The 23428-nt window shown below is 75.7% G+C and carries 17 protein-coding genes; 8 read left to right on the top strand and 9 right to left on the bottom strand.

The genetic code is table 11. The features are described 5' to 3' along the window. Positions 1-38: 38 nt before the first annotated feature. Positions 39-827 carry a sugar phosphate isomerase/epimerase family protein gene (locus ACWDD9_RS15950; RefSeq protein WP_449811852.1) on the bottom strand — a complete coding sequence of 263 codons (789 nt, stop codon included), beginning with the start codon at positions 825-827 and terminating at the stop codon, positions 39-41. Positions 828-995: 168 nt separating this feature from the next. Between ACWDD9_RS15950 and ACWDD9_RS15945 the strand changes: the two genes are divergently transcribed. From ACWDD9_RS15945 to ACWDD9_RS15935, 3 genes are all read left to right on the top strand, one after another. Next, positions 996-2210, top strand: a complete 1215-nt coding sequence (locus ACWDD9_RS15945) for an ROK family protein (RefSeq protein ID WP_449811851.1) — start codon at positions 996-998, stop codon at positions 2208-2210. A gap of 90 nt (positions 2211-2300) precedes the next feature. After that, entirely contained in the window at positions 2301-3302 is a 1002-nt protein-coding gene (locus tag ACWDD9_RS15940) for a hydroxyacid dehydrogenase (RefSeq protein ID WP_375873631.1), read from the top strand. A 3-nt stretch (positions 3303-3305) separates the two neighbouring features. Further along, positions 3306-4580, top strand: a complete 1275-nt coding sequence (locus ACWDD9_RS15935; protein WP_449811850.1) for a sulfatase family protein — start codon at positions 3306-3308, stop codon at positions 4578-4580. A gap of 47 nt (positions 4581-4627) precedes the next feature. On the opposite strand, the gene ACWDD9_RS15930 is transcribed toward ACWDD9_RS15935, so the two are convergent. The 7 genes from ACWDD9_RS15930 to ACWDD9_RS15900 all read right to left on the bottom strand — a co-directional run bounded on the left by ACWDD9_RS15930 (position 4628) and on the right by ACWDD9_RS15900 (position 14434). Beyond that, the gene (locus tag ACWDD9_RS15930) at positions 4628-6631 is read right to left on the bottom strand and encodes a hypothetical protein (RefSeq protein WP_449811849.1); all 2004 of its coding nucleotides are present in this window, start codon (positions 6629-6631) and stop codon (positions 4628-4630) included. A gap of 17 nt (positions 6632-6648) precedes the next feature. After that, on the bottom strand, positions 6649-8466 hold the full coding sequence (locus ACWDD9_RS15925; protein ID WP_449811848.1) for a dipeptide ABC transporter ATP-binding protein: 1818 nt from the start codon (positions 8464-8466) through the stop codon (positions 6649-6651). Continuing rightward, a complete protein-coding gene (locus tag ACWDD9_RS15920) occupies positions 8463-9308 on the bottom strand; it encodes an ABC transporter permease (protein ID WP_449811847.1) in 846 nt (281 codons plus the stop codon). The genes ACWDD9_RS15925 and ACWDD9_RS15920 overlap by 4 nt, the downstream gene beginning before the upstream one ends. Continuing rightward, entirely contained in the window at positions 9305-10264 is a 960-nt protein-coding gene (locus ACWDD9_RS15915; protein WP_449811846.1) for an ABC transporter permease, read from the bottom strand. Before ACWDD9_RS15915 ends, ACWDD9_RS15920 begins: the two co-directional genes overlap by 4 nt. Before the next feature lie 138 nt (positions 10265-10402). Continuing rightward, positions 10403-11965: an ABC transporter substrate-binding protein gene (locus ACWDD9_RS15910; protein ID WP_449811845.1), complete on the bottom strand. Its 1563-nt coding sequence runs from the start codon at positions 11963-11965 to the stop codon at positions 10403-10405. A 49-nt stretch (positions 11966-12014) separates the two neighbouring features. After that, a complete protein-coding gene (locus ACWDD9_RS15905) occupies positions 12015-12803 on the bottom strand; it encodes a polysaccharide lyase (protein ID WP_388045789.1) in 789 nt (262 codons plus the stop codon). Positions 12804-12874: 71 nt separating this feature from the next. Next, entirely contained in the window at positions 12875-14434 is a 1560-nt protein-coding gene (locus tag ACWDD9_RS15900; protein WP_449811844.1) for a DUF3604 domain-containing protein, read from the bottom strand. Between the two features lie 272 nt (positions 14435-14706). Between ACWDD9_RS15900 and ACWDD9_RS15895 the strand changes: the two genes are divergently transcribed. Continuing rightward, entirely contained in the window at positions 14707-15720 is a 1014-nt protein-coding gene (locus ACWDD9_RS15895; RefSeq protein ID WP_449811843.1) for a hypothetical protein, read from the top strand. 27 nt (positions 15721-15747) lie between these two features. Here ACWDD9_RS15895 and ACWDD9_RS15890 read toward each other — a convergent pair whose 3' ends face one another. Continuing rightward, positions 15748-16659 (bottom strand): LysR family transcriptional regulator, encoded by a 912-nt coding sequence (locus tag ACWDD9_RS15890; RefSeq protein WP_049651227.1) that lies wholly within the window; start codon positions 16657-16659, stop codon positions 15748-15750. A 292-nt stretch (positions 16660-16951) separates the two neighbouring features. Here ACWDD9_RS15890 and ACWDD9_RS15885 point away from each other — a divergent pair, with 292 nt between their 5' ends. From ACWDD9_RS15885 to ACWDD9_RS15870, 4 genes are all read left to right on the top strand, one after another. Continuing rightward, on the top strand, positions 16952-18397 hold the full coding sequence (locus tag ACWDD9_RS15885; protein ID WP_449811842.1) for a hypothetical protein: 1446 nt from the start codon (positions 16952-16954) through the stop codon (positions 18395-18397). A gap of 192 nt (positions 18398-18589) precedes the next feature. Continuing rightward, entirely contained in the window at positions 18590-19996 is a 1407-nt protein-coding gene (locus ACWDD9_RS15880; RefSeq protein WP_449811841.1) for a hypothetical protein, read from the top strand. A 163-nt stretch (positions 19997-20159) separates the two neighbouring features. Further along, complete coding sequence (locus ACWDD9_RS15875) at positions 20160-21542, top strand: TolB family protein (protein WP_449811840.1); 1383 nt, start codon at positions 20160-20162, stop codon at positions 21540-21542. Between the two features lie 152 nt (positions 21543-21694). Beyond that, on the top strand, positions 21695-23278 hold the full coding sequence (locus ACWDD9_RS15870; RefSeq protein ID WP_449811839.1) for a hypothetical protein: 1584 nt from the start codon (positions 21695-21697) through the stop codon (positions 23276-23278). Positions 23279-23428 lie beyond the last annotated feature (150 nt).

Here is a 23428-nt window from a genome sequence, read left to right as displayed (position 1 = left end):
CGGCGCCCCGCACCCGTGTGCCCCGGCGGGCGGGGTGCTCAGCCCGACGGGCGGTGCAGGGCCGCGAGGAAGGCCGCGCCCGAGGGGAGCAGCGGGGGCAGCGGGGCGGCGGCCGGGTGCCAGGGCGCCTCGTACTCCCAGCAGACCCAGGTGTCGGGCGGCAGCAGGCGCAGGCAGTCGGCGATCGGCAGGACGCCGGCGCCGAGCGGGAGCGGGGTGCGGTCGTGCGGGCCGGCGATGTCCTTGACCTGGACGTGGCCGAGGTACGGGGCGAGCGCCGCGTGGGTCCCGGCCGGGGTCTCGCCGGCCAGGTGGGTGTGCATCAGGTCCCACAGGGCGCCGACGGCCGGGTGGGCGACCCGGGCCAGCAGCCCGGCCACCGCCCGGCCGCCCCGGTGGGAGTCGTGGGTCTCGACGAGCACCCGCACGCCCAGCCGCCGGGCCTCCTCCGCGACCTCCGCGAGCCGCCGGACGGCCCGGTCGTCGGCCTCGGCGCGCGGGCCGTCGCCGCCGCGCGGGAAGACCCGCAGGCCGGCCGCGCCCAGGTCGGCGGCGAGCCGCAGGTGGGCGCGGAGCGCGTCGGTCACCGGGCGGTCCGACCCGGGGGCGGCGACGCCGACGTAGGAGGCGAGCGCGAGCGGGGTGAGGCCGTGGGCGAGCAGCACGCGGGCGGCGCTGCGGCACTCCCCTGGGGTCATCGCCGGGTGGACGGACTCGCCCTCGGCGCAGCGCAGTTCGAGCCCGTCCCAGCCGTGCTCGGCGGCGAGCCGGGCGGCCCCGGCCAGCGGGAGCCCGGGGAGGCCGAGCGTGGAGAGGGCGAGCGGCACGGCGGCTCCGTCGTTCGTCGGGCGCCCCGGGCAGGGCAGGGCGGGCAGGGCAGGGCGGGCAGGGCGACCCGCGCGGGCGAGGAGGGCGGAGCGGGCCGGGCCAAGGATATATTCAAGCTGAGACAAAGTCCTGACCGTCCGGGCCCGGCCCGGTCCGAGGAGCGCGCGATGCCCCCGAGCCGTACCCCCGCCACCGCCACGACGCAGACCGTCGCCCAGGTGAACCAGACCGTCCTGCTGGAGGTGCTGCGGCGGCACGGCACGCTGTCCCGGCAGCGGCTGGCCGCCGAGAGCGGGCTGAGCACCGCGACCGTGCACCGGCTGGTGGAGGTGCTGCGGGCCGAGGGGCTGGTGGAGGTGGAGACGGAGCGGGCGCCGTCCAGCGGCGGCCGGCCGCCGCAGCTGATCCGGTACAACGCCCGCGCGCAGACCGTGCTGGCGATCGCGGTGCGCCCGCGCCGGATCGTCGGCGTGGTCGCCGCGCTGGACGGCACGGTGCTGCACGAGGCCGAGCACCACTGGGCGTTCCCCGGCCCGGACCGGCCGCGGGAGATCACCGCCGACGAGCTGACCGGCCCGCTGCTCGCGCTGGTGGACGGCCTGCGGGACTGGGCCGGGCGGCACGCGGGCGCCCCCCGCGCCCTCGTCGTGGGCGTGCCCGGGGTGGTCCGGGACCGCACCGGGCTGGTCGAGTTCGCGCCCGCGCTGGACTGGCCCGGGCTGCGGCTGGGGGTGCTGCTCCAGGAGCGCTACGGCGTCCCGGTGGCGGTCGAGAGCAATGTCAACCTGGTCGCGCTGGCCGTGCGGGAGTCGCCCGCCGCGGCCGGGGTGGGCGACCTGGCGGCCGTCGTGGTGGGCATCGAGGTCGGCGCCGGGATCGTGCTGGACGGCCGGCTGCACCGCGGCCGGCTGGGCGCGGCCGGGGCGCTGGGCCACCTGATGGCCGGGCACGCGGCGCTGGACCGGCCGCTCGGGCGGACCGGCGACACCCAGGCGAGGATCGGCGACCACGCGGTGGACCGGCGGATCACCGAGGCCGGTCTGACGGTGTCCGGCACCCCGGCCGAGCGGGTGGCGGGGCTGTTCCGGCTGGGGCGCGAGGGCGACCCGGCTGCGGTGCGGCTGATCGGCGAGCTCACCGACGACCTGGCGCTGCTGGTGGCCAACCTGAGCACGGTGCTGGCGCCGGAGCTGATCGCCCTCGGCGGGCGGCTGTTCTGGGAGAGCGGGGGCGAGCTGCCGGCCGCGATCGAGAGCCGGCTGCAGGGGCGGGTGCCGGTCCTGCCGCGCCTGGTGGTCGTGCACAGCACCACCACCGAGCTGGTCGGCGCGGCCGCGGCGGCGGTCCGGCTCGCGGACGGGGCGACGTTCATCACCCGCTGAGGACCGGGGCCGACCAGCCCTACCGCCTCCTCCCACTATTTCTCACTGTGATAGAAACTCCTTGTGCGTCAGCGACCCGAGGAGAACCGGATGCCCACCGCCGCCTTCGCGATGGACCCGGAGCGCTTCCCCGACGTCTACGGCCCGCGGGCCCGCGCCCGGGTCGCCGCCCGGGCCGAGGTGCTGGCCGACCCGGCCTCGCCCGACGGGGTGTGGAGCGCCGAGCGGCTGGCCGCCGCCGCACCGGAGGCGCTGCGGGCCGTCGAGGTGCTGTTCACCGGCTGGGGCGGGCCCGTCCTGGACGCCGACGCCCTGGCCCGGCTCCCCCGCCTGCGGCTGGTGCTCTACGCGGCCGGCTCGGTGCGCCGGATCGCCGGCGAGGCGTTCTGGGCGGCGGGCGTCCCGATCGTCACCGCCGCGCACGCCAACGCCGTCCCGGTCGCGGAGTTCGCCGTGGCCCAGATCGTCTACGCCCTCAAGGGCGGCTGGCGCCACGTCCTCGACGCCCGGGCCGCCCGCGCCGCCGTCCCGGCCGCCCGCACCCCGGGCGGGTACGGCTCCACGGTCGGCGTCCTGTCGCTCGGCGCGGCCGGGCGCCTGGTCTGCGAGATGCTGCGCGGCTACGACGTCGAGGTCCTCGCGCACGACCCGTACGCCCCGGTGCCGCCCGGGGTGCGCGCCGTCGGCCTGGACGAACTCTTCGCCGCCGCCGACGTGGTGAGCGTGCACACCCCGCTGCTCCCGGCGACCCGCGGCCTCGTCGACCGGCGGCTGCTGACCTCGATGAAGCCCGGCGCCACCCTCGTCAACACCGCGCGCGGAGCCGTCCTGGACGAGCCCGCGCTGCTGGCCGTCCTCGCCGAACGCCCGGACCTCTTCGCCGTGCTGGACGTCACCGACCCCGAGCCGCCGCTGCCCGGCTCACCGCTGTTCACCCTGCCCAACGTGGTCGTCACCCCGCACCTGGCGGGCAGCCGGGGGCTGGAGCGCCGCCGCCTCGGCGACCTGGTCGTCGGCGAGTTCGAGCGCTGGCTGGACGGGGCCCCGCTGCGCCGGGCGCTCGACCCGCACACCTACGAACGGATGGCCTGACCCGTGCCGGATCCACAGAGCCCCGACGTCGTCCTGGTCCTGACGGACCAGCAGACCGCCGACGCGATGGGCGCCGCCGGGAACCCGTACCTGCGCACCCCCGCGATGGACGCGCTGGCCGCCGCCGGCACCCGCTACCCCAACGCCTACTGCGCCCAGCCGCTCTGCACCCCCTCGCGGGCCAGCCTGATGACCGGCCGCCTGCCCAGCACCGTCGGCGTCACCGGCAACACCGGCGGCCCCGAGGACCCGCTGCTCGGGCGCCTGTTCACCGAGGCCGGCTACGACTGCGGCTACGGCGGCAAGTGGCACCTGCCGGAGCTCGACCTGCCCGCCGACCGGGGCTTCCGCCGGATCCACCCGGCGGGCGGGGACGACGCCGGACTCGCCCGCGCCGCCGCCGGGTTCGTCCGCGCGCCGCGCGAGCGGCCGTTCCTGCTGGTCGCCTCCTTCCTGGAGCCGCACGGCATCTGCGAGTGGGCCCGCGGCCAGGACCCGCGCACCGGCCCGCTCCCGCCCGCGCCGCCCGTCCCCGAACTCCCGCCGCTGCCCGCCAACTTCCCGGTCGGGCCGTACGATCCGGCGCTGCCCCGGCTGGCCCGGCTGGCCCAGCCGCACACCCACCCGACGGAGCACTGGCGGGAGGACGACTGGCGCCGCTACCGGCACGCCTACTACGCCCTGGTGGAGCGGGTGGACCGGCACATCGGCCTGCTGCTGGCCGCGCTGGCGGAGCGCGGCGGCGACCGGGAGACCGTGGTGGTGTTCAGCTCCGACCACGGCGACGGCGCGGGCGCCCACCGCTGGAACCAGAAGTGGGCCCTGTACGAGGAGTGCGTGCGGGTGCCCCTGGTGGTCACCGGCCCCGGGGTGGCCGCCGGCGCGGTCGACGAGCGGCTGGTCGCGGCCGGGCTGGACCTCATCCCGACGCTCTGCGACCTGGCCGGGATCGAGGGGCCCGGTGGGCTGCCCGGCCGCAGCGTCCGCGCGCCGCGGCCGCACGACAGCGTGGTGGTCGAGACCCGCTGGGAGATCCCCGGCTTCAACAACGCCCTGGGCCGGATGGTCCGCGCCGGGCGGCACAAGTACGTCTGCTACGCCTGGGGCGACCACCGGGAGCAGCTCTTCGACCTCGCCGCCGACCCCGGCGAGCTGGTCAACCTCGCGGTCGACGCCCGGCACGCGGCGCTGCTCGACCGCTTCCGGGGCCTGCTGGCCGGGCACTGCGCGGAGGTCGCCGACCCGTTCGCGCGCTTCGTGCCGCACGCCGCGCGCTGACGCGCAAGGGGCCGGCCCGCCCGGGCCGGCCCCTCCCCTCGCGGTCGTTACGGCCGGACGGCGATCAGCTCGCGCCCGCGCAGCGTGTAGAGCACGCCGTGCTCGTCCGCGGCCAGCCGGGCGCCGCTGTACCACTCGGCGTCCAGCCCGACCAGCACGGTGGCGGCCAGGGTGTCGCGGTCCAGCCGGAACAGGCTCCGCTCGCTGACCCCGTACAGGGCCCCGCCGAGCGCCAGCAGCCGCGGGTTGGCGCCGGAGACGGCCCCCAGGTCGGCGCGCCGCCCGATCACCGGCACGAACCCGGCCCGCCGCGAGCCGCACAGGTCGACGGTGAACGCCCGGCCGTTCACGGTCAGGCCGTACAGGGTGTTCCCGAGCACGGCGAGGCTGCTGACGCCCGCGCCGAGGTCGGTCGCGGTGCGCCACAGCTCGCGGCCGGCCACCGGGTCCCAGGCGGCCAGGTCGCCGCGCGGGCCGGTGGGCCGGGCGTTGTCGCCGCCGAGGAAGGCCTGGCCGTGCCCGGCGGCGACGGCGCGCACCAGCTGCTCGGGGCCGAGCGGGTCGGTGTGCACGGTGGGCCGGCCGCTGCCCGGGCGGTAGGTGACGAAGGAGCCGCCGCCGGTGGTGTCGGCCTGGACGCCGAGCAGCAGCAGGCCGCTGCCCGGGTCCCGGCGGATCACCTGCGGCCGGTTCTGCTCCTGCGGCAGCGCGGCCTCCTTGACGGGTGCCGGGTCGCTTCCCGGCCGGTAGCGCCAGATGCCCTGCGAGGAGTAGACGCCCAGGTAGAGGGTGCCGTCGTCGAGGACCACGGTGTCCTTGGCCTCGCCCGGCACCGGGAGCTTGCGGACGGTCCCGGCGGCCAGGTCGTGGAGGGCGAGCGAGCCGTTGCCGCCGACGTAGACCCGCCCGGCGCGGGCCGCGACCGACATGCCGAGCTGGGCGGCGGCGGGGGCGCCCGCCTCGACCAGGTCCCGGGTGGCGACGGCCCCGGTGCCGAGGTCGAGGGTCCAGACGGTGCCGCCCTCGGTGACGCCCGCGAGGGTGTCGCCGAGCCGGCCGAGGCCCCAGGAGTTGCCGTCCGGCACCGGCACGGCGAGCTGGTCGAGCGCGCCGGTGGCGAGGTCGTGGCGCCACAGCACGCCGTGCTCGGTGGAGGTGAACCAGAGGGTGTCCCCCCGGCGCTGGAAGTTGGTGACGCTCTTGGTGCCGGGGACGGCGAAGGAGCGCAGCACCCGGTGGTCGGCCGGGTCGAGCAGCGCCACGTGGGCGGGCGCGCCCTCGGTGGACACCGCCAGCAGGTCGTCGCCGAGGACGGTGATCCGGCGGACGATCGTGTCGCCGCGCAGGTCGGGCGGGGTGATGTCGCTGACGGCGCCGGTGGCCCGCTCGACGGCGTACAGGCCGGCCCGGGTCGCCCCGCCGCCGCCCGCGAGGTTGCTGCCGACGCCGAGGTAGGCGTGGGTCGCGGTGGCCGCGACGGCCCGGCCCTGGGTGGCGTTCGGCGCCGGGGAGGCGACCTCGGTGACGGCGCCGGTGGCCGGGCTCCAGGCGTAGAGGCCGGGACCGGCGGCCCGGCCCTTCTGCCGTCCGGTCGCGTAGACCGTCCCGTCGGGCGCGACGGCCACGTCCCGGACGTCGGCGCCGGGGACGCTGCCGAGCGCGGTGAGGGTGCCGTCGTAGCGGTAGAGGTTGGCCGCGCCCGGGGCGTCGGTGACGCCGAGGTGGAGCACGCCGCCATGGGCGGCCGAGCCCTGGACGAAGTTGCCGGTGGGCAGTTCGACGGTGGCGGTGACCCGGCCGGTCGGCAGGTGGTAGCCGATCACCCGGGCGGGGGCGAGGTTGCGCGAGCCGATCCACAGGGTGTCGTCGACCAGTGTGGCGCTCATCAGGGGGAAGTCGCTGTTCCCGGGGCCGAGTCCGGTCACCTCGGGCTCGCGGGCCGCGGGCGCGGCGGGGGCCGCCACGGCGGCGGGCGGGCCGAGCACCGAGAGCGCGGCCACCGCGCCGGTGCCGAGCAGGAGTTGGCGGCGGGAGGGGTTCACGGCAGGCATGGGGCTCCAGGGTCCGGTCATGGGCAGGGCGGTTCGGGCGCGCCGGCGGCCGCCAGCAGCTCCCGGGTGTACGGGTGGGCGGGCGCGGCGAACAGCTCGGCGGCGGGCGCCCGTTCGACCACCCGGCCGTGCCGCAGCACCAGCACCTCGTCACAGAGGTGCCGGACCAGCGCGAGGTCGTGCGAGATGAACACCAGCCCCACGCCGTGCTGTTCGCGCAGGTCGGCGAAGAGGTTGAGGATCTGCGCCTGGACCGAGACGTCCAGCGCGGAGGTCGGCTCGTCGGCGACCAGCACCTGCGGGCCGACGGCCAGCGCCCGCGCGATCGCGACCCGCTGGCGCTGGCCGCCGGAGAGCCGGTGCGGCCGGGCGTCGAGCACCGCCTCGGGCAGGCCGACCAGCTCGCACAGTCCGCGCGGGTCGCGGTCGCGCAGCCCGTGGGTCGTCAGCGGCTCGGCCAGCGCCTCGCGCACCGTCATCCGGGGGCTGAGCGAGGCGTACGGGTCCTGGAAGACCAGCTGTACCCGGCGCCGCAGTTCGCGTTCCTCGGCGCGGTCGGCCCCGGCCCAGGAGCGGCCGTCCACCCGGACCGTCCCGGCCTGCGGGCGCACCAGCCCGAGCAGCGCGCGGGCCAGGGTGGACTTCCCGGAGCCGGACTCGCCGATCACCCCGACCGCCCGGCCGGGCGCGGCACTCAGGCTGACGCCGTCCAGCGCCGGGGGCCGGCGGCGGCCGTAGCGGACGGTGAGGCCCTCGGCGACCAGGACGGGCTCGGCGGCCCGCTCCGCCCGTCGCGCCTCGACGATCTGACGTTCCGTCACCACCGCCTGTGCCACCGGGAGATGGCAGGAAAAGCCGGAGTCGCCGGTGTCGGTCCAACCCGGCGCCGAGGTCGTGCAGCGGTCGGCGGCGGCCGCGCAGCGCGGTGCGAAGGCGCAGCCGGTCAGCACCTCCCCCGCTGCCGGCGGGCGTCCTCCGATGACGGTGAGCGGCGCGCCGGGCGGGCCGTCCAGCCGGGGCACGCCGGCCAGCAGCCCGGCGGTGTACCGGTGCCGGGGTGCGGCCAACAGGCCTGCGGTGGGCGCCCGTTCGACGATCCGTCCGGCGTACATCACCTGGACGGTGTCGCAGCTGCGGGCCACCACGCCGAGGTCGTGGGTGATCAGCAGGACGGCCGTGCCGGTCTCGTCGCGCAGCCGGACCAGCAGGTCGAGGATCTCCACCCGGGTACTCGGGTCGAGCGCCGTGGTCGGCTCGTCGGCGATCAGCAGCTCGGGCCGGTTGGCCATCGCCATGGCGATCAGCACGCGCTGGCGCATGCCGCCGGAGAACTCGTGCGGCCGGTCGCGGTAGCGGCGCGCGGGCTCGGCGATGCCGACCAGGTCGAGGAGTTCGAGCGCCCGGGCCCGGGCTTCGCGGCGGCTCGCGCCGTGCACCAGGGCGGCCTCGGCGAGCTGGCGGCCGACCGGCATCCGGGGGTTGAGGTGGGCCAGCGGGTCCTGGAAGACCATGCCGATGCGCCGGCCGCGCACCGCGCGCACGGCGGGCTCGGGCAGGGCCAGCAGGTCGGTGCCGTCGAAGCGGACGGTGCCGCCGGTGGTGCGGCAGCCCGGCGGCAGCATCCGGTTGACGGCCAGCGCGGTGAGCGTCTTGCCGGAGCCGGACTCGCCGACCAGGCCGAGGATCTCGCCCGGCCGCACGGTGAGGTCCACCCCGCGCACCGCCTCGCCGCCGCCCGCCGTGACGCGCAGGCCGCGCACCTCCAGCAGCGGCGGGCCCGGCACCGGTGCGGCGGTCGGGGCCTCGACGGTGGTGATGGCATCGGTCGTGGTCACCGCAGTCTCTCCCGGTTGAACGAGTCGGCGAGCAGGGTCAGGCCGAACACCAGCAGGCCGAGCAGGACGACCGGCGCCAGGGCGTAACCCGGGTGGAGGAAGAGGTACTTGGAGCCGGTGTTGATCATCGTGCCGAGCGAGGGGGCGGGCGGCTGGATGCCGAGGCCCAGCACGCTCAGGCCGCCCTCGGTCTTGACGGCGTGCGCCATCGCGACGGCCAGCAGCGCGGTGGTGGCGTCGACGACGTTCGCCAGCACGTGGCGGCGCAGGATCCGGCCGCGCGGCACACCGAGCACCCGGGCCGCCACCACGTGGTCGCGGGCCAGCTGGGCGAGCAGGGCCGCCCGCGCCTGGCGTCCGAAGGAGGGCAGCGCGCTGAGCACGATGGTGGCGACCACGGTGCCCAGCCCCGGGCGCACCAGCAGGGCGAGCGCGAGGCCGAGCAGGACGCCGTGCAGGCCGAGCAGCAGGTCGAACAGCCGTTGGACGGCCTCGCCCAGCACCCGGTTCAGCCCGCCGAGCAGGCCCAGCGCGGTGCCGAGCACGGCGGCCGCGGGGACGGCCAGCAGGCAGACCAGCAGTTCGGTGCGGATCCCGGCCAGCGCCCGGGCGAGCAGGTCGCGCCCGACCTCGTCGGTGCCCAGCAGGTGGGCCGCCGACGACCCGGCCAGGGCGTCCGGGCCCTGCCGGTAGGGGTCGGCGGCGAGCAGCGGGCCGAGCAGCCCCAGCAGCACCACCAGGAGGACGAGGAGCGCGCCGGTGCGGCCGCGCCGGGTGCGCAGCGCGGCCGGGAGCGCGGGCAGGGCGAGCCGGCGGCGGCGTACGGCGAGGGTGCTGGTCACCGGTCCTCCCCGGTGCCGGCGCGGGCGATCCGCGGGTCGAGCCGGCCGACCAGCAGCTCCGAGCCGAGCTGGACGAGTACGGCGACGGCGACGGCGAGCATGATCAGGGTCTGGGCGACCGGGTAGTCCCGCTGGTTGATGGCGTCCAGCAGCAGCTGGCCCAGGCCGTGCCGGGCGAAGAGCTGTTCGGCGACCACCGCGCCGCCGAGCAACTCGCCCAGGTGCAGGCCGAATTCGACGCAGAACGGGGCCAGGCTGTTGGGCAGCACGTGGCGCGCCAGGACCCGCCGGGGCGAGGCCCCCTTGGCGACGGCGGTCAGCACGAACTCCTCCTGGCGGGTGCGGCGCAGCTCGGTGGCGAGCAGCCGGGCCAGCACCGCCGCCCCCGGCAGCGCGAGCGCGACGGCGGGCAGGGCGAGGTACTGGACGGCGAGGTCCGGCGCGGTGAACAGGTCCCGCTCGCCGCCGGCGGGCAGCAGGCGCAGCAGGACGGCGAAGACGAAGACGAAGAGCACGGCGGTGACGTACACCGGCAGCGCGAGCAGGGCGGTGGCCAGCGGGTCGAGCACCCGGGCGAGCCGGCCGCGGCGCTCGGCGGCCAGCGCGACGCCCAGCAGCAGGCCGAGGGCCAGCATCAGCAGCCCGGCGACGAGGGCGAGTTGGACGGTGCTGCCGACGCTCTGGCCGATCAGCCGGGTGACCGGCTCCCGGTAGTGGAAGGAGCTGCCCGGGTCCCCGGTGAGCAGTCCGTGCAGCCAGCCCAGGTACTGGACGGGCATCGGCCGGTCCACGCCGAGGCTGCCGGCGAGCCGGTCGCGCTGCTCCTGGTCGGCCTCGGCGCCGAGCGCGGCGGAGACCGGGTCGCCGGGGGCGAGGCGGAGCAGCAGGAAGACGGCGACGGAGGCGAGCCAGAGCGTGGCCAGCGCGCCGGCCGCCTTTCTGGTCCAGTAGGGCACGGGGGTACTCCAAGGGGGTCGGAGGAGCCGCCCCAGGGCGGTGGGGGTCGCCCTGGGACGGCCGTCAGGCGGTGCGTCCGACGGTGCGGCGCGGCGACGGCGCCCGGCGGTACGTCCGGCGGTGTGTCAGGCGGTGTGTCAGGCGGTGCGCCGGGTGTCGTCGAGCCGCAGGTAGCCGAGCGCGCTGGTGGCCACGCCGCGCACCGAGGAGGCCAGGGCGTAGGTCTCCCAGGCGTGCGCGAGGGTGATGTGGAAGGACTCGGTGAGCAGGTACTCGGACAGGTCGTGGTTGACCTCGGCCCGGGCCTGCTCGTCGGCGGCGGCGAAGGCGCGGGACTGGAGTTCGGCGTAGGCGGGGTCGGTGACGTGCGAGGTGTTCCGGCCGACCTGGAGCGGGCCGGAGACGGTGATCCCGCTCAGCGGGGAGACGCTGACCATGCCGTGGTTGGCGATGAACAGCCCGTCCAGCGTGCCCTGTTGGATCTTCGGCTGGAGCGCGGCGTTGTCCAGCAGCTGGACGTCGACGCCGAACCCGGCCTGCTCCAGGTCGTACTTGACCAGTTCCACGAGGGAGGCGAAGACCGGCGAGTTGGCGGCGGTGAGCGGCACCCGGGTGCCCTCGGCGCCGGCCTCCCGGAGCAGCCCGCGGGCCTTCTCCGGGTCGTGCGGGTAGCGGGTGACCTGGTCGGGGGTGACGCCGGGGGTGTTGGAGGGCCAGGGCAGGCTGCTCGCCTCGGCGTGGCCGCCGTACACCTGGGCGACGATGCGGTCGCGGTCCACCGCGTACTGGAGGGCCTGGCGCACCCGGCGGTCGCCGAAGGGCCCGCTGGTGACGTTCACGCCGAGGAAGGCCTGCTGGTAGGAGGACCTGGCGGACTGCACGGTGAAGGCCGGGTTCCCGCCGAGCACCTTGAGGTCGCGGCCGGGCACCGCGCCGATCAGGTGGGACTGCCCCGACTGGAGGGCGGACAGCGCGGCCTGGCTGCTGGTCACCGACCGGACGGTGATCCGCTCGAAGTGCGGCCGACCGCTCTGCCAGTAGTGGTCGTAGCGGGCCAGGTCGAGCTGGTTGCCGCCCTTGAACGCCTGCCAGGTGAACGGCCCGGTGCCGTTGACCCTGTCGGCGGCCTTGCCGTCGACGTAACTGCGGGCGTCCACCACGGGGTTGAAGGCGAGCGCGTCGAACAGGTTGCTGGTGGGCCTGGCGAGCGTGAGGGTGACCTCGTTCGGGGCGCTCGCCCGGATGTCGGCGAGCCGTTCCAGCAGCGGCTTGACCTGGGAGGACTTGGCCGCGCCGGTGAGCGAGAAGACGACGTCGTCCGGGCTGAGCGGGCGGCCGTCGTGGAAGGTGACGTCCTCGCGCAGCTTGAGCACGAGCCTGGTGCGGTCGGCGCTCCACTCCCAGGAAGTGGCGAGCCAGGGCACGGGCTGGAGGGTCTGCGGGTCGAGGTCGACCAGCCGGTCCAGCACCAGGTTGACGAACACCGGGGTGTCCGGGCCGCGGTGGAGCAGCTGGGTGGGGTCGGGGGCGGCGCCGTAGACGATCTGGAGGTCCGGCGCGGAGGCGGTGGCGGGGGCCGCGGCCCCGCCGGCGGCGTCCTCGGTGGCGGAGCGGCAGCCCGCCGCCAGCAGGACCGCTCCGGCGCTCAGGCCGAGGAAGCCTCTTCGGGGCAGGCCGTGGTGGCGGGCCGCGTCGCTCATGGTGGTGCTACCTCTTCGGTTCTCGGGGTCTCGGTCGGCGGGTGCGGTGTCAGTACCTGGTCACGACGACGCTGTCGCTCCAGGCCACCACGTCGGGGCCGCCGGTCGGGTAGGGGATGTTCTTGGCCGGGTTCCAGTTGGCCCGGTAGATGCCGGTCTTGAAGTACGGCGACTGGTTCTGGTGGTAGTTGTTGAGGCCGCTGTACGCGCCGACCTGCGCGCCGTCCCGATAGACGGTGACGGCACCGGGGGTGGTGTCGGTGGACCAGGTGATGTCGAAGGCCCACTGGTTCCAGTGGCCGAACTGCACGTCGCCGAGCGGGATCACCGCCTCCTGGACGGTGCTCGGGTCGGTCAGCCAGTGCACCTTGAGCCGCCAGCTGCCGTCCTTGACGGTCAGCGCGATCGGCGGCTTGGTGTCGCTGCCGTCGGCGAGCGGGTAGCCGTGCCACTGGGCGAGGATCGTCTCGGTGGACGTCCGCACCCAGTCGGCGGGCAGGTAGTCGGCGAGGGCGAAGCGGTAGCTGCCCCAGCCGAGGGAGTTGACGGCGACCTCGGAGCGGTAGGAGGCGCCGTCGTTCGGGACGCTGAAGCGGGCGGCCTGGCCGGTGCCGCCGGCGGGTGCGGGGGCCACGGTGATGCTGCCGTTGCCGTCGACGCGCTGGCGGGTCCAGGCGGCGAGGGTGCCGGATTCGAAGTCGTCGGCGAAGACCTCGGTGGCGGCGGTCACGGCCGCGGGGGCGGGTGCGGGGGCGGCGGCGTGGGCGGGAGCGGCGGCGGTCACGGCCAGGGCGGCGGTGAGCACGGCGCCGGCGAGGCGGCCGGGGAGTCGGGACACGGGTTCTTCTCCATCTCGGGTTCGGGTACGGGCGACCGGTGGTCGGGGCCGGCTGACGGGATCAACCGGCCCTAGCGACAGGAGCCGGCCGGTCCCACCCAGGTCGGGCTGGACCAGGCCCACTGGTCGTTCACCTGTCGTACCCTCACGTGGTAGAAGTCCCCGTCGCCGCCGGGGCGTTCGTCGGTCAGCTCGAACTCGGCGGTGGTCTCCCGGTCGGGCACGGCCCGGTCGAAGCGGTAGGCGCCGGAGACGAACCCGCCGGTGAAGCCGGTCCGCGCGCCCGCCAGCAGCTCGCCGACGGCGTGGGCGGTCTCGACGCCGTTCACGACGGCGACCAGCCTGGTCCGCTCGTCGCCCTCGATCCGCAGCGAGAAGCCCTGGGTGCTGTCAGTGGCGGTGTTGGGGTTGCCGTCGGTGACGGTCCGCAGCCGGACCTCCCCCGGCCCGGTGCGCTCCCAGTGGGACGGCCGGTAGGTGTCCGGCTCGGCCTCGGCGGGCGCGACCGTCTCCGGGCCGCGCAGCCGGGGCTGGACGTCCAGCAGCCGCCCGCCCTCGACCCGCAGCTCCACGTCCCAGTGCACCGGTTCGCCGCGCCGGCCCCAGCCGACGGCGAAGCCCAGGGTGCCGGTGAAGGTGTCCTCGGCGGCGGTGCGGGCGAGCAGTTCGGGGCGGCTGACCCGGTGGACGGGGACGCCGTTGCGCAGCAGTTCGACGTGGTCGAGCGCGTCCCGGCCCTGGACGGTGACCTGGATCCGGCGCCGGTCGGCGGAGGGGGCCTCGGCGCCCATCGGGGCGCCGTTGACGGAGGTGGCGAGCAGGATGCGGTCGCCGGTGATCGCGTAGGCGCGGCGCCGCTGGACGGCGGTCCAGATCCCGTCGCGGGTCAGCTCCGGGGCCCAGACCGCGACCCGGCCGTGCCCGTGGCTGCCGGGGAAGGCGCTGTGGTGGTCGGTGGAGCCGATCAGCCCGAAGCGGTGGCCCAGGCGCAGGCCGTGGACGGCCGTCCCGGCGGCGGCGCGCGGGCCCATGGTGTGCAGGTAGCCGCGCGGCGCCTCGTCGGACTCGGCGCAGCCGTGCATCGACACCATCTCCACCACCGGGGCGAACTCCTCGGTGTAGGAGGCCCAGTCGATGCCGCGGCGGGCCGGCCCGTAGCCGATGTGGTGCGGCAGGGCCCAGGTCCGTACGCCCTGGGCGGCGAGCTCCCGGAGCCGGGCGCGCAGTCGCTCCAGGTCCGCCGCCCGGATGATCTCGCCGCGCGGGCCGTCGAAGTACACGCAGTGGTCGCCGTACGCGAGGCTGTGCCACTCGAAGGACTGGAAGGTGACGAAGCGGCCGTCCTCGTGGGCGGCGGCGGTGACGTCCTGGACGTGGTCCCAGAGCCGGGCCAGCCGGGCGAAGCCCTCGGTGTGGTAGTCGACCAGGCTGGCCAGTTCGGGGGTGCGCTCGGGCAGGTCGGGCCACCAGCCGTGGCCGGTGACGCTGGCGAAGTCGAGCTGGAGCCGGGCGTTGGCGTAGGCGTCCTCGATGCTCCCGTGGCCGTAGCTGATGCCGCAGTGGTTGTGGAGGTCGCCGACGTACAGGCCCAGACCGGCGTAGCCGGGCGCGTCGGTGGTGGGGGCGGTCATCGGGGCGGGGCTTCCTCGGGTCGGGGTCGGCGGCGTTTGATCGACTCTGAGAAGAAGCTAGCCGTGATCTCCGGGGGCCGGTCAAGGCCCAGCCGGTCGGTGTCGTGCGATCGCCATCGGGCGAAACATCGGCTTCACAGACATCCGGCAGGTGGGAACGGGAAGACGCAGGCCAGCCGACCGGGCCCGGCCTACCGCGAGCCGCTCGGACTTTTGATCGATCTGATAGAAACTCTTCTCATCCCCTCCCGACCCCTCCGAAGGACGGTCCCGTGCCGCACCCCGCCGCCCTGCCCGCCGCGCCCGACCTGAGCGCCTCCCACCTGGTCCGCGCCCCCGAGCGCCCCGAACCCGGCTACTGGGCCGGCTGCCCGGGCGTCCGGTACGAGCCGGACCGCGACCGCTTCCTGCTCACCTACCGCGAGCGCCGCCCGCGCGGCGCGGCTGGCGGGCCCGACCGCGGCTGGCGCTGCGCCGTCGCCGAGAGCACCGACGGCATCGCCTTCCGGGACCTGTGGTCCGTCCGGAGCGACGAACTGGGCTCCCCCTCGATGGAGCGCCTCGCCCTGCTGCGCCGCGACAGTGGCTACCTGCTCCACCTCAGCCACGTCGACCCGGCCGACAACCGCTGGCGCATCGACGCCCTGAGCGCCGACACCCCCGACTCCTTCGACCTCGGCGCCCGCACCCCCGTCCTGACCGCCGCGACCACCGGCACCGAGGGCGTCAAGGACCCGTACCTGCTCGAAACCGACGCCGGCGTCCACCTGTTCGCCACCGTCTCCCGGGCCCGGCCGTTCACCCCCGAGGAGCGGGCCCGCGCCCACGCGAGTGCCGACATCCACACCACCGGCCTCACCGTCCAGCCCACCGCCCTCGCGCTCTCCCCGGACGGGCTGCGCTTCACCGCCCCGCCCGGCCGCGCCGCCGAGGCCCTGGACGTCGGCCCGGCCGGCGCCTGGGACGGCTACGAGTCCCGGATCACCACCGTCCTCCCCGATGGCCGGGGCGGCTGGCTCGCGCTCTACGACGGCTCGGCGGACGCCGCCGGCAACTACGAGGAGCGCTGCGGCCTGGCCGCCTCCGCCGACCTGCGCGCCTGGCACCGCCTCACCCCGGACGGCCCCTGGCTGGACGTCCGGTACGCCGACCTCGTCTCGGCCCGCGGCCGCTGGTACCTCTACTACGAGCAGAGCCGCGCGGACGGCGCCCACGAACTGCGGGTGGCCGTCCTGGACGAGTTCGCCGGGGTCCGCCCCGACGGCGGCCCGGTGACGGACCGATGACGCCGGACCGCGACTGAGACGCCCGGCTCACGCGCCCGCGGCGGCCGCCTCGGCGAGGGAGTCCAGCACCGGCCGGACCAGCGGGTGCCCGTCGGCGCCGGCCCGGACGGCGGCGAAGACCCGGCGGGTGGCGAGCTCGCTGTCCACCGGGCGGACCGCGACCTCGCCGAGGTCGACGCCGCGCAGCGCCGAGCGCGGCACCAGCGCCACCCCGAGGCCGGCCGAGGCGAGCGCGACCACGGCCCGGAAGTCGTCCGAGGAGTGCAGCAGCCGGGGCTGGAACCCGGCGTGCTCGCAGGCCAGCAGCACCACGTCGTGGCAGGGGTTGCCCGGGTACGGCCCGATCCACGGCTCGTCGGCCAGCGAGGCGACGGCCAGCGGGCCGGACTCGGCGGCCAGCCGGTGGCCGAGCGGCAGCACGGCCTCGAAGGGCTCGGCGTACAGCGGCACCCTGGTCAGCCGGGCGTCGTCGGCGCGCGGGGCGCCCCGGTACTCGACGGCCACCGCGAGGTCGGCCCGGCCGTCCAGCACCATCGGCAGGCTGGCGTCGCCCTCGGCGTCCAGCACCTTGAGCCGCACCCCGGGCGCGCGCCCGGCGAGCAGGCCGACGGCCGGGGCGAGCACGGAGGCGATGGCGGTCGCGAAGGAGGCGACCGTCACCTCCCCGGAGACGCCCGCGCTGTACGCGGCGAGGTCGGCCTCGGCGCGCTCCAGCTGGGCGAGCACCACGTCGGCGTGGCCGAGCAGGATCTCCCCGGCGGCGGTCAGCCGCACGCCCCGGCCCTCCCGGGCGAGCAGGTGGTGGCCGGTCTCCTGCTCCAGGGCGGCCAGCTGCTGGGAGACCGCGGAGGGGGTCAGGTAGAGGGCGGCCGCCGCGGCGGTCACGGTGCGGTGGTCCGCCACGGCCCGCAGGGTCCGCAGCCGTCGTGCGTCGATCACGGACCAATTCTGCCAGCGCGGCACGGCGCACCCGACCGGAGCACGGTTCCACCGGGTCCGCCGACGGCCGCGCGGGCCGGTCGGGACGGCTCCCGTTCGTCGGCCACCCGCCCCGTACGGCGGGACGGTTGTACCGGCGTGGGAGATTTCGGCCGGAGATACGACCGGTGAGGTATTTCCGGACGAGATCGCTCCTGTCCGTTGACCGGACACCCGCACGGCGCTTGGCTCTTCCCCAACCGGGCCACGGGGGTGTCGGCGGCCCGGCACCGTCATCAGGGGAGGATGATCCATGACCACCGCACGCACCCGCCGCCGACTGGCCCGTACCGCCGCCGTCCTGGTGGCCGTGGCCGTGGCCGGCGCCGCGATGCCCGCCGCCGAGGCCCGCCCGCCCAAGGGCGACACCGCCCGGGTCAGCGAGGGCGCCAAGGGCGAGCCGCTGAACGGCACCTCCCTCGCGCTCGGGCTGAGCGGCGACGGCCGCTACGCCCTGTTCTCCTCGGCGGCGACCAACCTGCTGCCGGGCGGCGCCGGGGTCCTCGGCGACGTCTACGTGCGGGACCTGCGCAACGGCCACACCGAGCGGGTCAGCGTCGCCGACGACGGCTCCGCCCTGGACAACGGCAGCAACGACGCGGCGATCAGCGGCAACGGCCGGTACGTGGTGTTCAGCAGCTACGCCTCCAACGCGGTGCCCGGGCAGCCGAAGCACCCCTCGGACGTCTTCGTCCGGGACCGCTGGACCGGCCGCACCGAGCTGGTCTCCGCGGGCGACGGCGTCTCCGGCGCGGGCGACGACCAGAGCATCCGCAACGCCTTCAACGCCGCCATCAGCGCCGACGGCCGCTACGTGGTCTACTCCTCCGACCGCACCGACCTCGCCCCCGGCGTGCACCGCGGCAAGTTCAACGTCTTCCTCGCCGACCGCTGGACCCACACCACCCGGGTGGTCAGCACCGGCGCGGACGGCACCCCGGCCGACAACAACTCCTTCCGCCCGACGATCAGCGCGGACGGCACCGTCATCGGCTTCACCTCGCGGGCCGGCAACCTGCTCCCGGCCGAGCAGACCCCGCCCGCGCTCGCCGCCGCTTCCGCCGCGGACCCCGCTGACGGCACGGACCTCGCCGAGGCCGCGCGGGCCCTGCGGACCGCCTCCGCCCGCGCCGAGCTGGCCGCCATCCGCGCCTACCCGTACTACGTCTGGGACGCCCGCACCGGGAAGATCACCGGCGCCAGCTACAACGAGGCCGGCGAGTTCGTCAACAGCGGCAACGACGGGCGGATCAGCCCCTCCGGCCGCTACGCGGCCTACACCGTCTTCGAGGAGGGCGGCCGCCCCGGCTCGCACGGCCGCCACCAGGACGTCTACGTCCGCGAGCTGGCCACCGGCACGACCACCAAGGTCAACAAGCCGCTGTCCGGCACCACCCCTCGCGACTCCTCCTACGACCCGGTGATGCCGATGAACGACCGCTGGGTGTACTTCGTCTCCGACGTCGCCGACCTGGTGCCCGGCGACACCAACGAGCAGGCCGACGTCTTCCGCACCGACCTGCGCAGCGGGCACACCGAGCGGGTCTCCCTCGCCCACGACGGCTCCCAGAGCACCACCTCCGCCTCCTTCCCGCAGGTCGACGCCGACGACACGACACTGCTGTTCAGCGCCCAGGACGGCAACCTGGCGCCCGTCGTCGACAGCGACCTCACGGACGTCTTCCGGCGCCGCCTGTGACGCCCCGACTCCCTCGGTGACGCCCCGACTCCCTCGGTGACGCCCTGACTCCCTTGCCGGATACGCCCGTTGGCGTATTTCCCGGCGGGACCACCCCCGGCCGTTGACCACCGGCCCTCCCGACGGTTGGCTCTGCGAAAGCCCGCCGCCGGGAGGGAGCCCGGCCGGGCGATCCCAGGGGAGGAAGACCTCATGCCCACCGCACGCACCCGCAGGTGGCCGGCCCGGACCGCCGCCGTCCTGGCCGCCACCGCCCTGGCCGCCGGCGCCGCGCTGCCCGCCGCCGAGGCCAAGCCGCCCAAGGGCGACACCGCCCGGATCAGCGAGACCGCCAAGGGCGAGCAGCTCGATGGCCCCTCGACCGCACTCGGGCTGAGCGAGGACGGCCGCTCCGCCCTGTTCACCTCCGCCGCGACCAACCTGCTGCCCGGAACAGGCACCCCGAACTCCGACGAGGTCTACGTCCGCAACCTGCGCAACGGCCACGTCGAGAAGGTCAGCGTCGCCGACGACGGCTCCCCGCTGAACGCCCCCACCACCGACGCCTCGATCAGCGCCGACAGCCGGTACGTGGCCTTCAGCACCACCGCCACCAACGTGGTGCCCGGCCAGCCGGCCCACCCCAGCGACGTCTTCGTCCGCGACCGCTGGACCGGGCACACCGAACTGGTCACCGCCGCCGCCCTGCCGGGCGCCGAGGACCAGAGCGGCTTCGGATCCACCAGCCCCAGCATCAGCCGGGACGGCCGCTACGTCGCCTACGTCTCCAACCGCTCCGACCTCGCCCCGGGCCCCGTGCGGCGCGGCAGGAACAACATCTACGTCACCGACCGCTGGACCCGCACCAGCCGCCTGGTCACCGTCGGCGCGGACGGCGAGCCCGCCAGCAACTACTCCCTCGATCCGATGATCAGCGCGGACGGCTCCGCCGTCGCCTTCACCTCCCGGGCCGGCAACCTGCTCCCGGAGGCTCCGGCCGCCCCCGCCGGCCCCGGTTCCGACGAGACCGGCTCCGACGCCGGGTCGCCGGGAGTGACCGGCGGGCCCATGCACCACCCCTCCTACGTCTGGAAGGCCGCCACCGGCACGATCGTCGCCGGCAGCGTGGACGGCACCGGGCAGCTGAGCGGCAGCAGCGACGGCCGGATCAGCCCCGACGGCCGCTACGCCGTCTACAGCGTCGCGGTCTACGGCACCGGCCTGCCCGGCCACGGCGGCGTCCGGCTGGACGTGTACGTCCACGACCTGGCCACCGGCAAGGTCACCGAGGTCAGCGCCGGCCTGCCGGGCACCACGGCGAACGGGTCCTCCTCCGGCGCCGTCATGACGGCCGACGACCGCTGGGTCTACTTCGACTCCTCCGCCGGCAACCTGCTCCCCGACGACGTCAGGAACCAGAGCAGCGTCTACCGCCGCGACCTGTGGACCGGCCGGATCGAACGGGTCAGCCTCACCCGGGACGGCGCGCCGACCACCTCCCCCGCCTACAGTCCGTCCGTGGACGCCACCGGAGACGCGGTGCTCTTCACCGCCGACGACGGCGACCTGGTCCCGGGGGACACCAACGCCGTCACGGACGCCTTCCTCCGCCGCCTGTGACGGCCTGACCGCCACTCATCTCCCTTATGGCGTACGACCGGTGGCGTATTTCCGCCCGAGATCGCCGCCGGTCGTTGACCGATGATCCGTACGACGCTTGGCTCTCCTCAAACCGGGCCGCGGGGGTCGTGGGCCCGGGACCGCCACCAGGGGAGGACGATCCATGACGCACACACCCGCCCGACGCCGGCTCGCCCGCGCCGCCGCCGTGCTGGCCGCCACCGCCGTGGCCGCTGGCGCGGCGCTGCCCGCCGCCGAGGCCAAGCCGCCCAAGGGCGACACCGCCCGGATCAGCGAGACCGCCAAGGGCGAGCAGCTCAACGGGGACTCCGTCGCGCTCGGGCTGAGCGAGGACGGCCGCTCCGCGCTCTTCACCTCGACCGCGACCAACCTGCTGCCGGAACCCGGCACCCCGAACTCCGACGAGGTCTACGTCCGCGACCTGCGCAACGGGCACGTCGAGAAGGTCAGCGTCGCCGACGACGGCTCCCGGCTGAACGCGCCCACCAGCGAGGCCTCGATCAGCGCCGACGGCCGGTACGTGGCCTTCAGCACCAGCGCCACCAACGTGGTGCCGGGCCAGGTGGTGCGCAGCAGCGACGTCTTCGTCCGCGACCGCTGGACCGGGCACACCGAGCCGGTCGGCCCGGGCGGCTCCCCCGACGGCGCGTTCTCCGCCGAGCCCTCGCTGAGCCGGGACGGCCGCTACATCGCCTACACCTCCAACCGCACCGACCTCGCCCCGGGCTCGAATCCGCGCTACTTCAGCGTCCTCGTCACCGACCGCTGGACCGGCACCACCCGGGTGGTCACCACCGGCGCGGACGGTGAGGCCCCCAACAACTCCTCCTACGGTGTGACGATCAGCGCGGACGGCTCCACCGTCGGCTTCAGCTCCCGGGCCGGCAACCTGCTCCCGCAGGACCCGGCCGCCACCGAACCGGACGCCGGCACCGACGGCACCGACGCCGGTGCGCCCGGACTGGCCAAGCCCCGCTTCTACCCCTACTTCGCCTGGAAGGCCGACACCGGCAAGGTCTCCGGCGCCAGCGTGGACGACCAGGGCTACCTGCGCGGCACCAGCATCGGCCCCCGGCTCAGCCCGGACGGCCGCTACGCCCTCTTCGGCCTGCCGGTCCACATCGGCCGGCCCGGTTCCTACCGCTACCGGATGGACCTGTACGCCCGGGAGCTGGCCACCGGCAAGCTGACCTGGCTCAACGCCTTCCTGCCCGGCACCACGACCACCGAGGGCGCCCACTACCCCGCCATGACCTTCGACGGCCGCTGGGTCTACTTCGACTCCAGCGCCGACAACCTCGTCCCCGGCGACACCAACGGCGTCAGCGACATCTTCCGCCGCGACCTGAGGACCGGGGCGATCGAACGGGTCAGCCTCACCCGGGACGGCGGGCAGAGCACCACCGGCTCGACGGCCCCGTTCGTCGACTTCGCCGGCGACACGGTGCTCTTCACCGCCGGTGACGGCAACCTGGTGCCGGGCGACACCAACGGCGCCGCGGACGTCTTCCTGCGCCGCCCCTGATGGCCTGATTCCCTTGCGGCATACGTCTGTTGACGTATTTTCAGCCGAGATCACCCGAGGGCGTTGACCCCCCTGCCCTCCCGACGGTTGGCTCTGCGAAAGCCCGCCGTCGGGAGGGAGCCCGGCCGGGCGATCAGAGGGGGGAAGACCTCATGTCCCGTACCACCCGGACGACCCGCAACCGGTGGCTGGCCGGTGGCGGCGGCATCCTGGCCGCGGCCGCCGTGCTCGCCGTCACCGCCGCCCCGGCCCAGGCCGCCCCACTGCCGCGCGGCACCACCCAGGTCAGCGTCGGGCCGAACGGCGCGGCGCCCGACAACCTGTCGACCACCCAGGGCATCAGCGCCAACGGCCGCTACGCCCTGTTCACCTCCCGGGCCACGAACCTGCTGCCCAACCCCCCGGTGGGCTGGAGCAACGCCTATGTGAAGGACCTGCGCACCGGCCGCCTCGAACAGGTCAACCTGTCCGACGCGGGCGGGGCGCTGAGCGGCTCGACCGACCAGGCCGGGATCAGCGCCGACGGCCGCTACGTCGTCTTCGACAGCGAGGACGAGAACGTGGCGCCCGGCGCGCAGGTCAAGAACCGCACCGAGGTGTACATCAGGGACCGCAGGACCGGCCGCACCGAGCTGGTCAGCGACAGCCCCACCAACACCGACGCCGACCAGTACCACGGCTCGTACAACGCGCAGGTCAGCGGCAACGGCCGGTACGTCGTCTTCGTGTCCTCCCGGAAGGACCTGGACCCGACCGTCGTGGAGGAGCCGGAGCCCGACTCCGGCACCGCCCCCTCGCTCGCCAGGCCCTACACCTGGAAGATCAACGTCTACCTCACCGACCGCTGGACCCACACCACTCGGCTGGTCACCCGCGACTACAACGGCCGGGCGGGCGAGAACACGTCCTTCCGTCCGACGATCAGCACGGACGGCCGCACCATCGGCTTCGGCTCCAGCTCCGCGCTGCTGCCCTCCGAGGAGACGCCCGCCCTCGCCGCCTCCCCCGGCGCCGGCGACGTGGACCTGCCCCCGGGCGCCGAGGCCGACCAGCCCGCCGGGGCGCAGCCGCTGCTGGCCCGCCCGACGACCGCCACCTACTACACGTACGACGTGGCCTCCCGGAAGATCTCGCCCGCGAGCTACGACACCGAGGGCAAGCTCACCAGCGCGGCCTTCGACGCCACCATCAGCCCCGACGGACGGTACGCGGTCTACGCCCTGCCCGAGCCCGGCGGTTCGACCAGCGGGCACCGCTACCACACCGTGCTGCACGTCCGGGACCTGCGGACGGGCACCGTGACACGGGTCAGTGGCGGCCTGCCCGGCACCAGCTCGGTCGGCTCCTCCGGCCACGGCTCGATCACCGCCGACCACCGCTGGGTCTACTTCTCGTCCGCCGCCGACAACCTGGTGCCGGGCCCGCAGCATCCCGGCTGGGACGTCTACCGCCAGGACCTGCGCACCGGCCGCACCGAGCGGGTCTCCACCGCGCCGGACGGCTCGTTCGGCAACGGCTCGTCGCGGGACCCGGTCGTGGCCGCCTCGGGCCGGACCGTGCTGTTCGACTCGACCAGCGGCAACCTGGTCGCCGGCGCCGACGGCCCGGCGGCGGAGGAGAACACCCAGGTGTTCGCCAAGCCCGCGGGCCGCCACCAGGGCCTCGACGCCGCCCAGGACGACGACGGCCAGGGCGACGACCAGGGTGACGGTCAGGGCGAGGGCTGGGACGACTGACCGGCCGCTGCCCGAAAACCGCGACGGGGGCGGGACGTCGGCCGGGCCGGCGTCCCGCCCCCGCAGCGGGAGGGTGGGGCAGGTGGTCTCTGGTCCCTACGGCACGGGGCGGATCGATTCGCCTGCGCCGCACGGCGGTTGGTGAGCCCG

This window comes from Kitasatospora sp. NPDC001119 (genome assembly GCF_053598475.1).
This window is presented reverse-complemented; position numbering and strand designations above follow the sequence as displayed.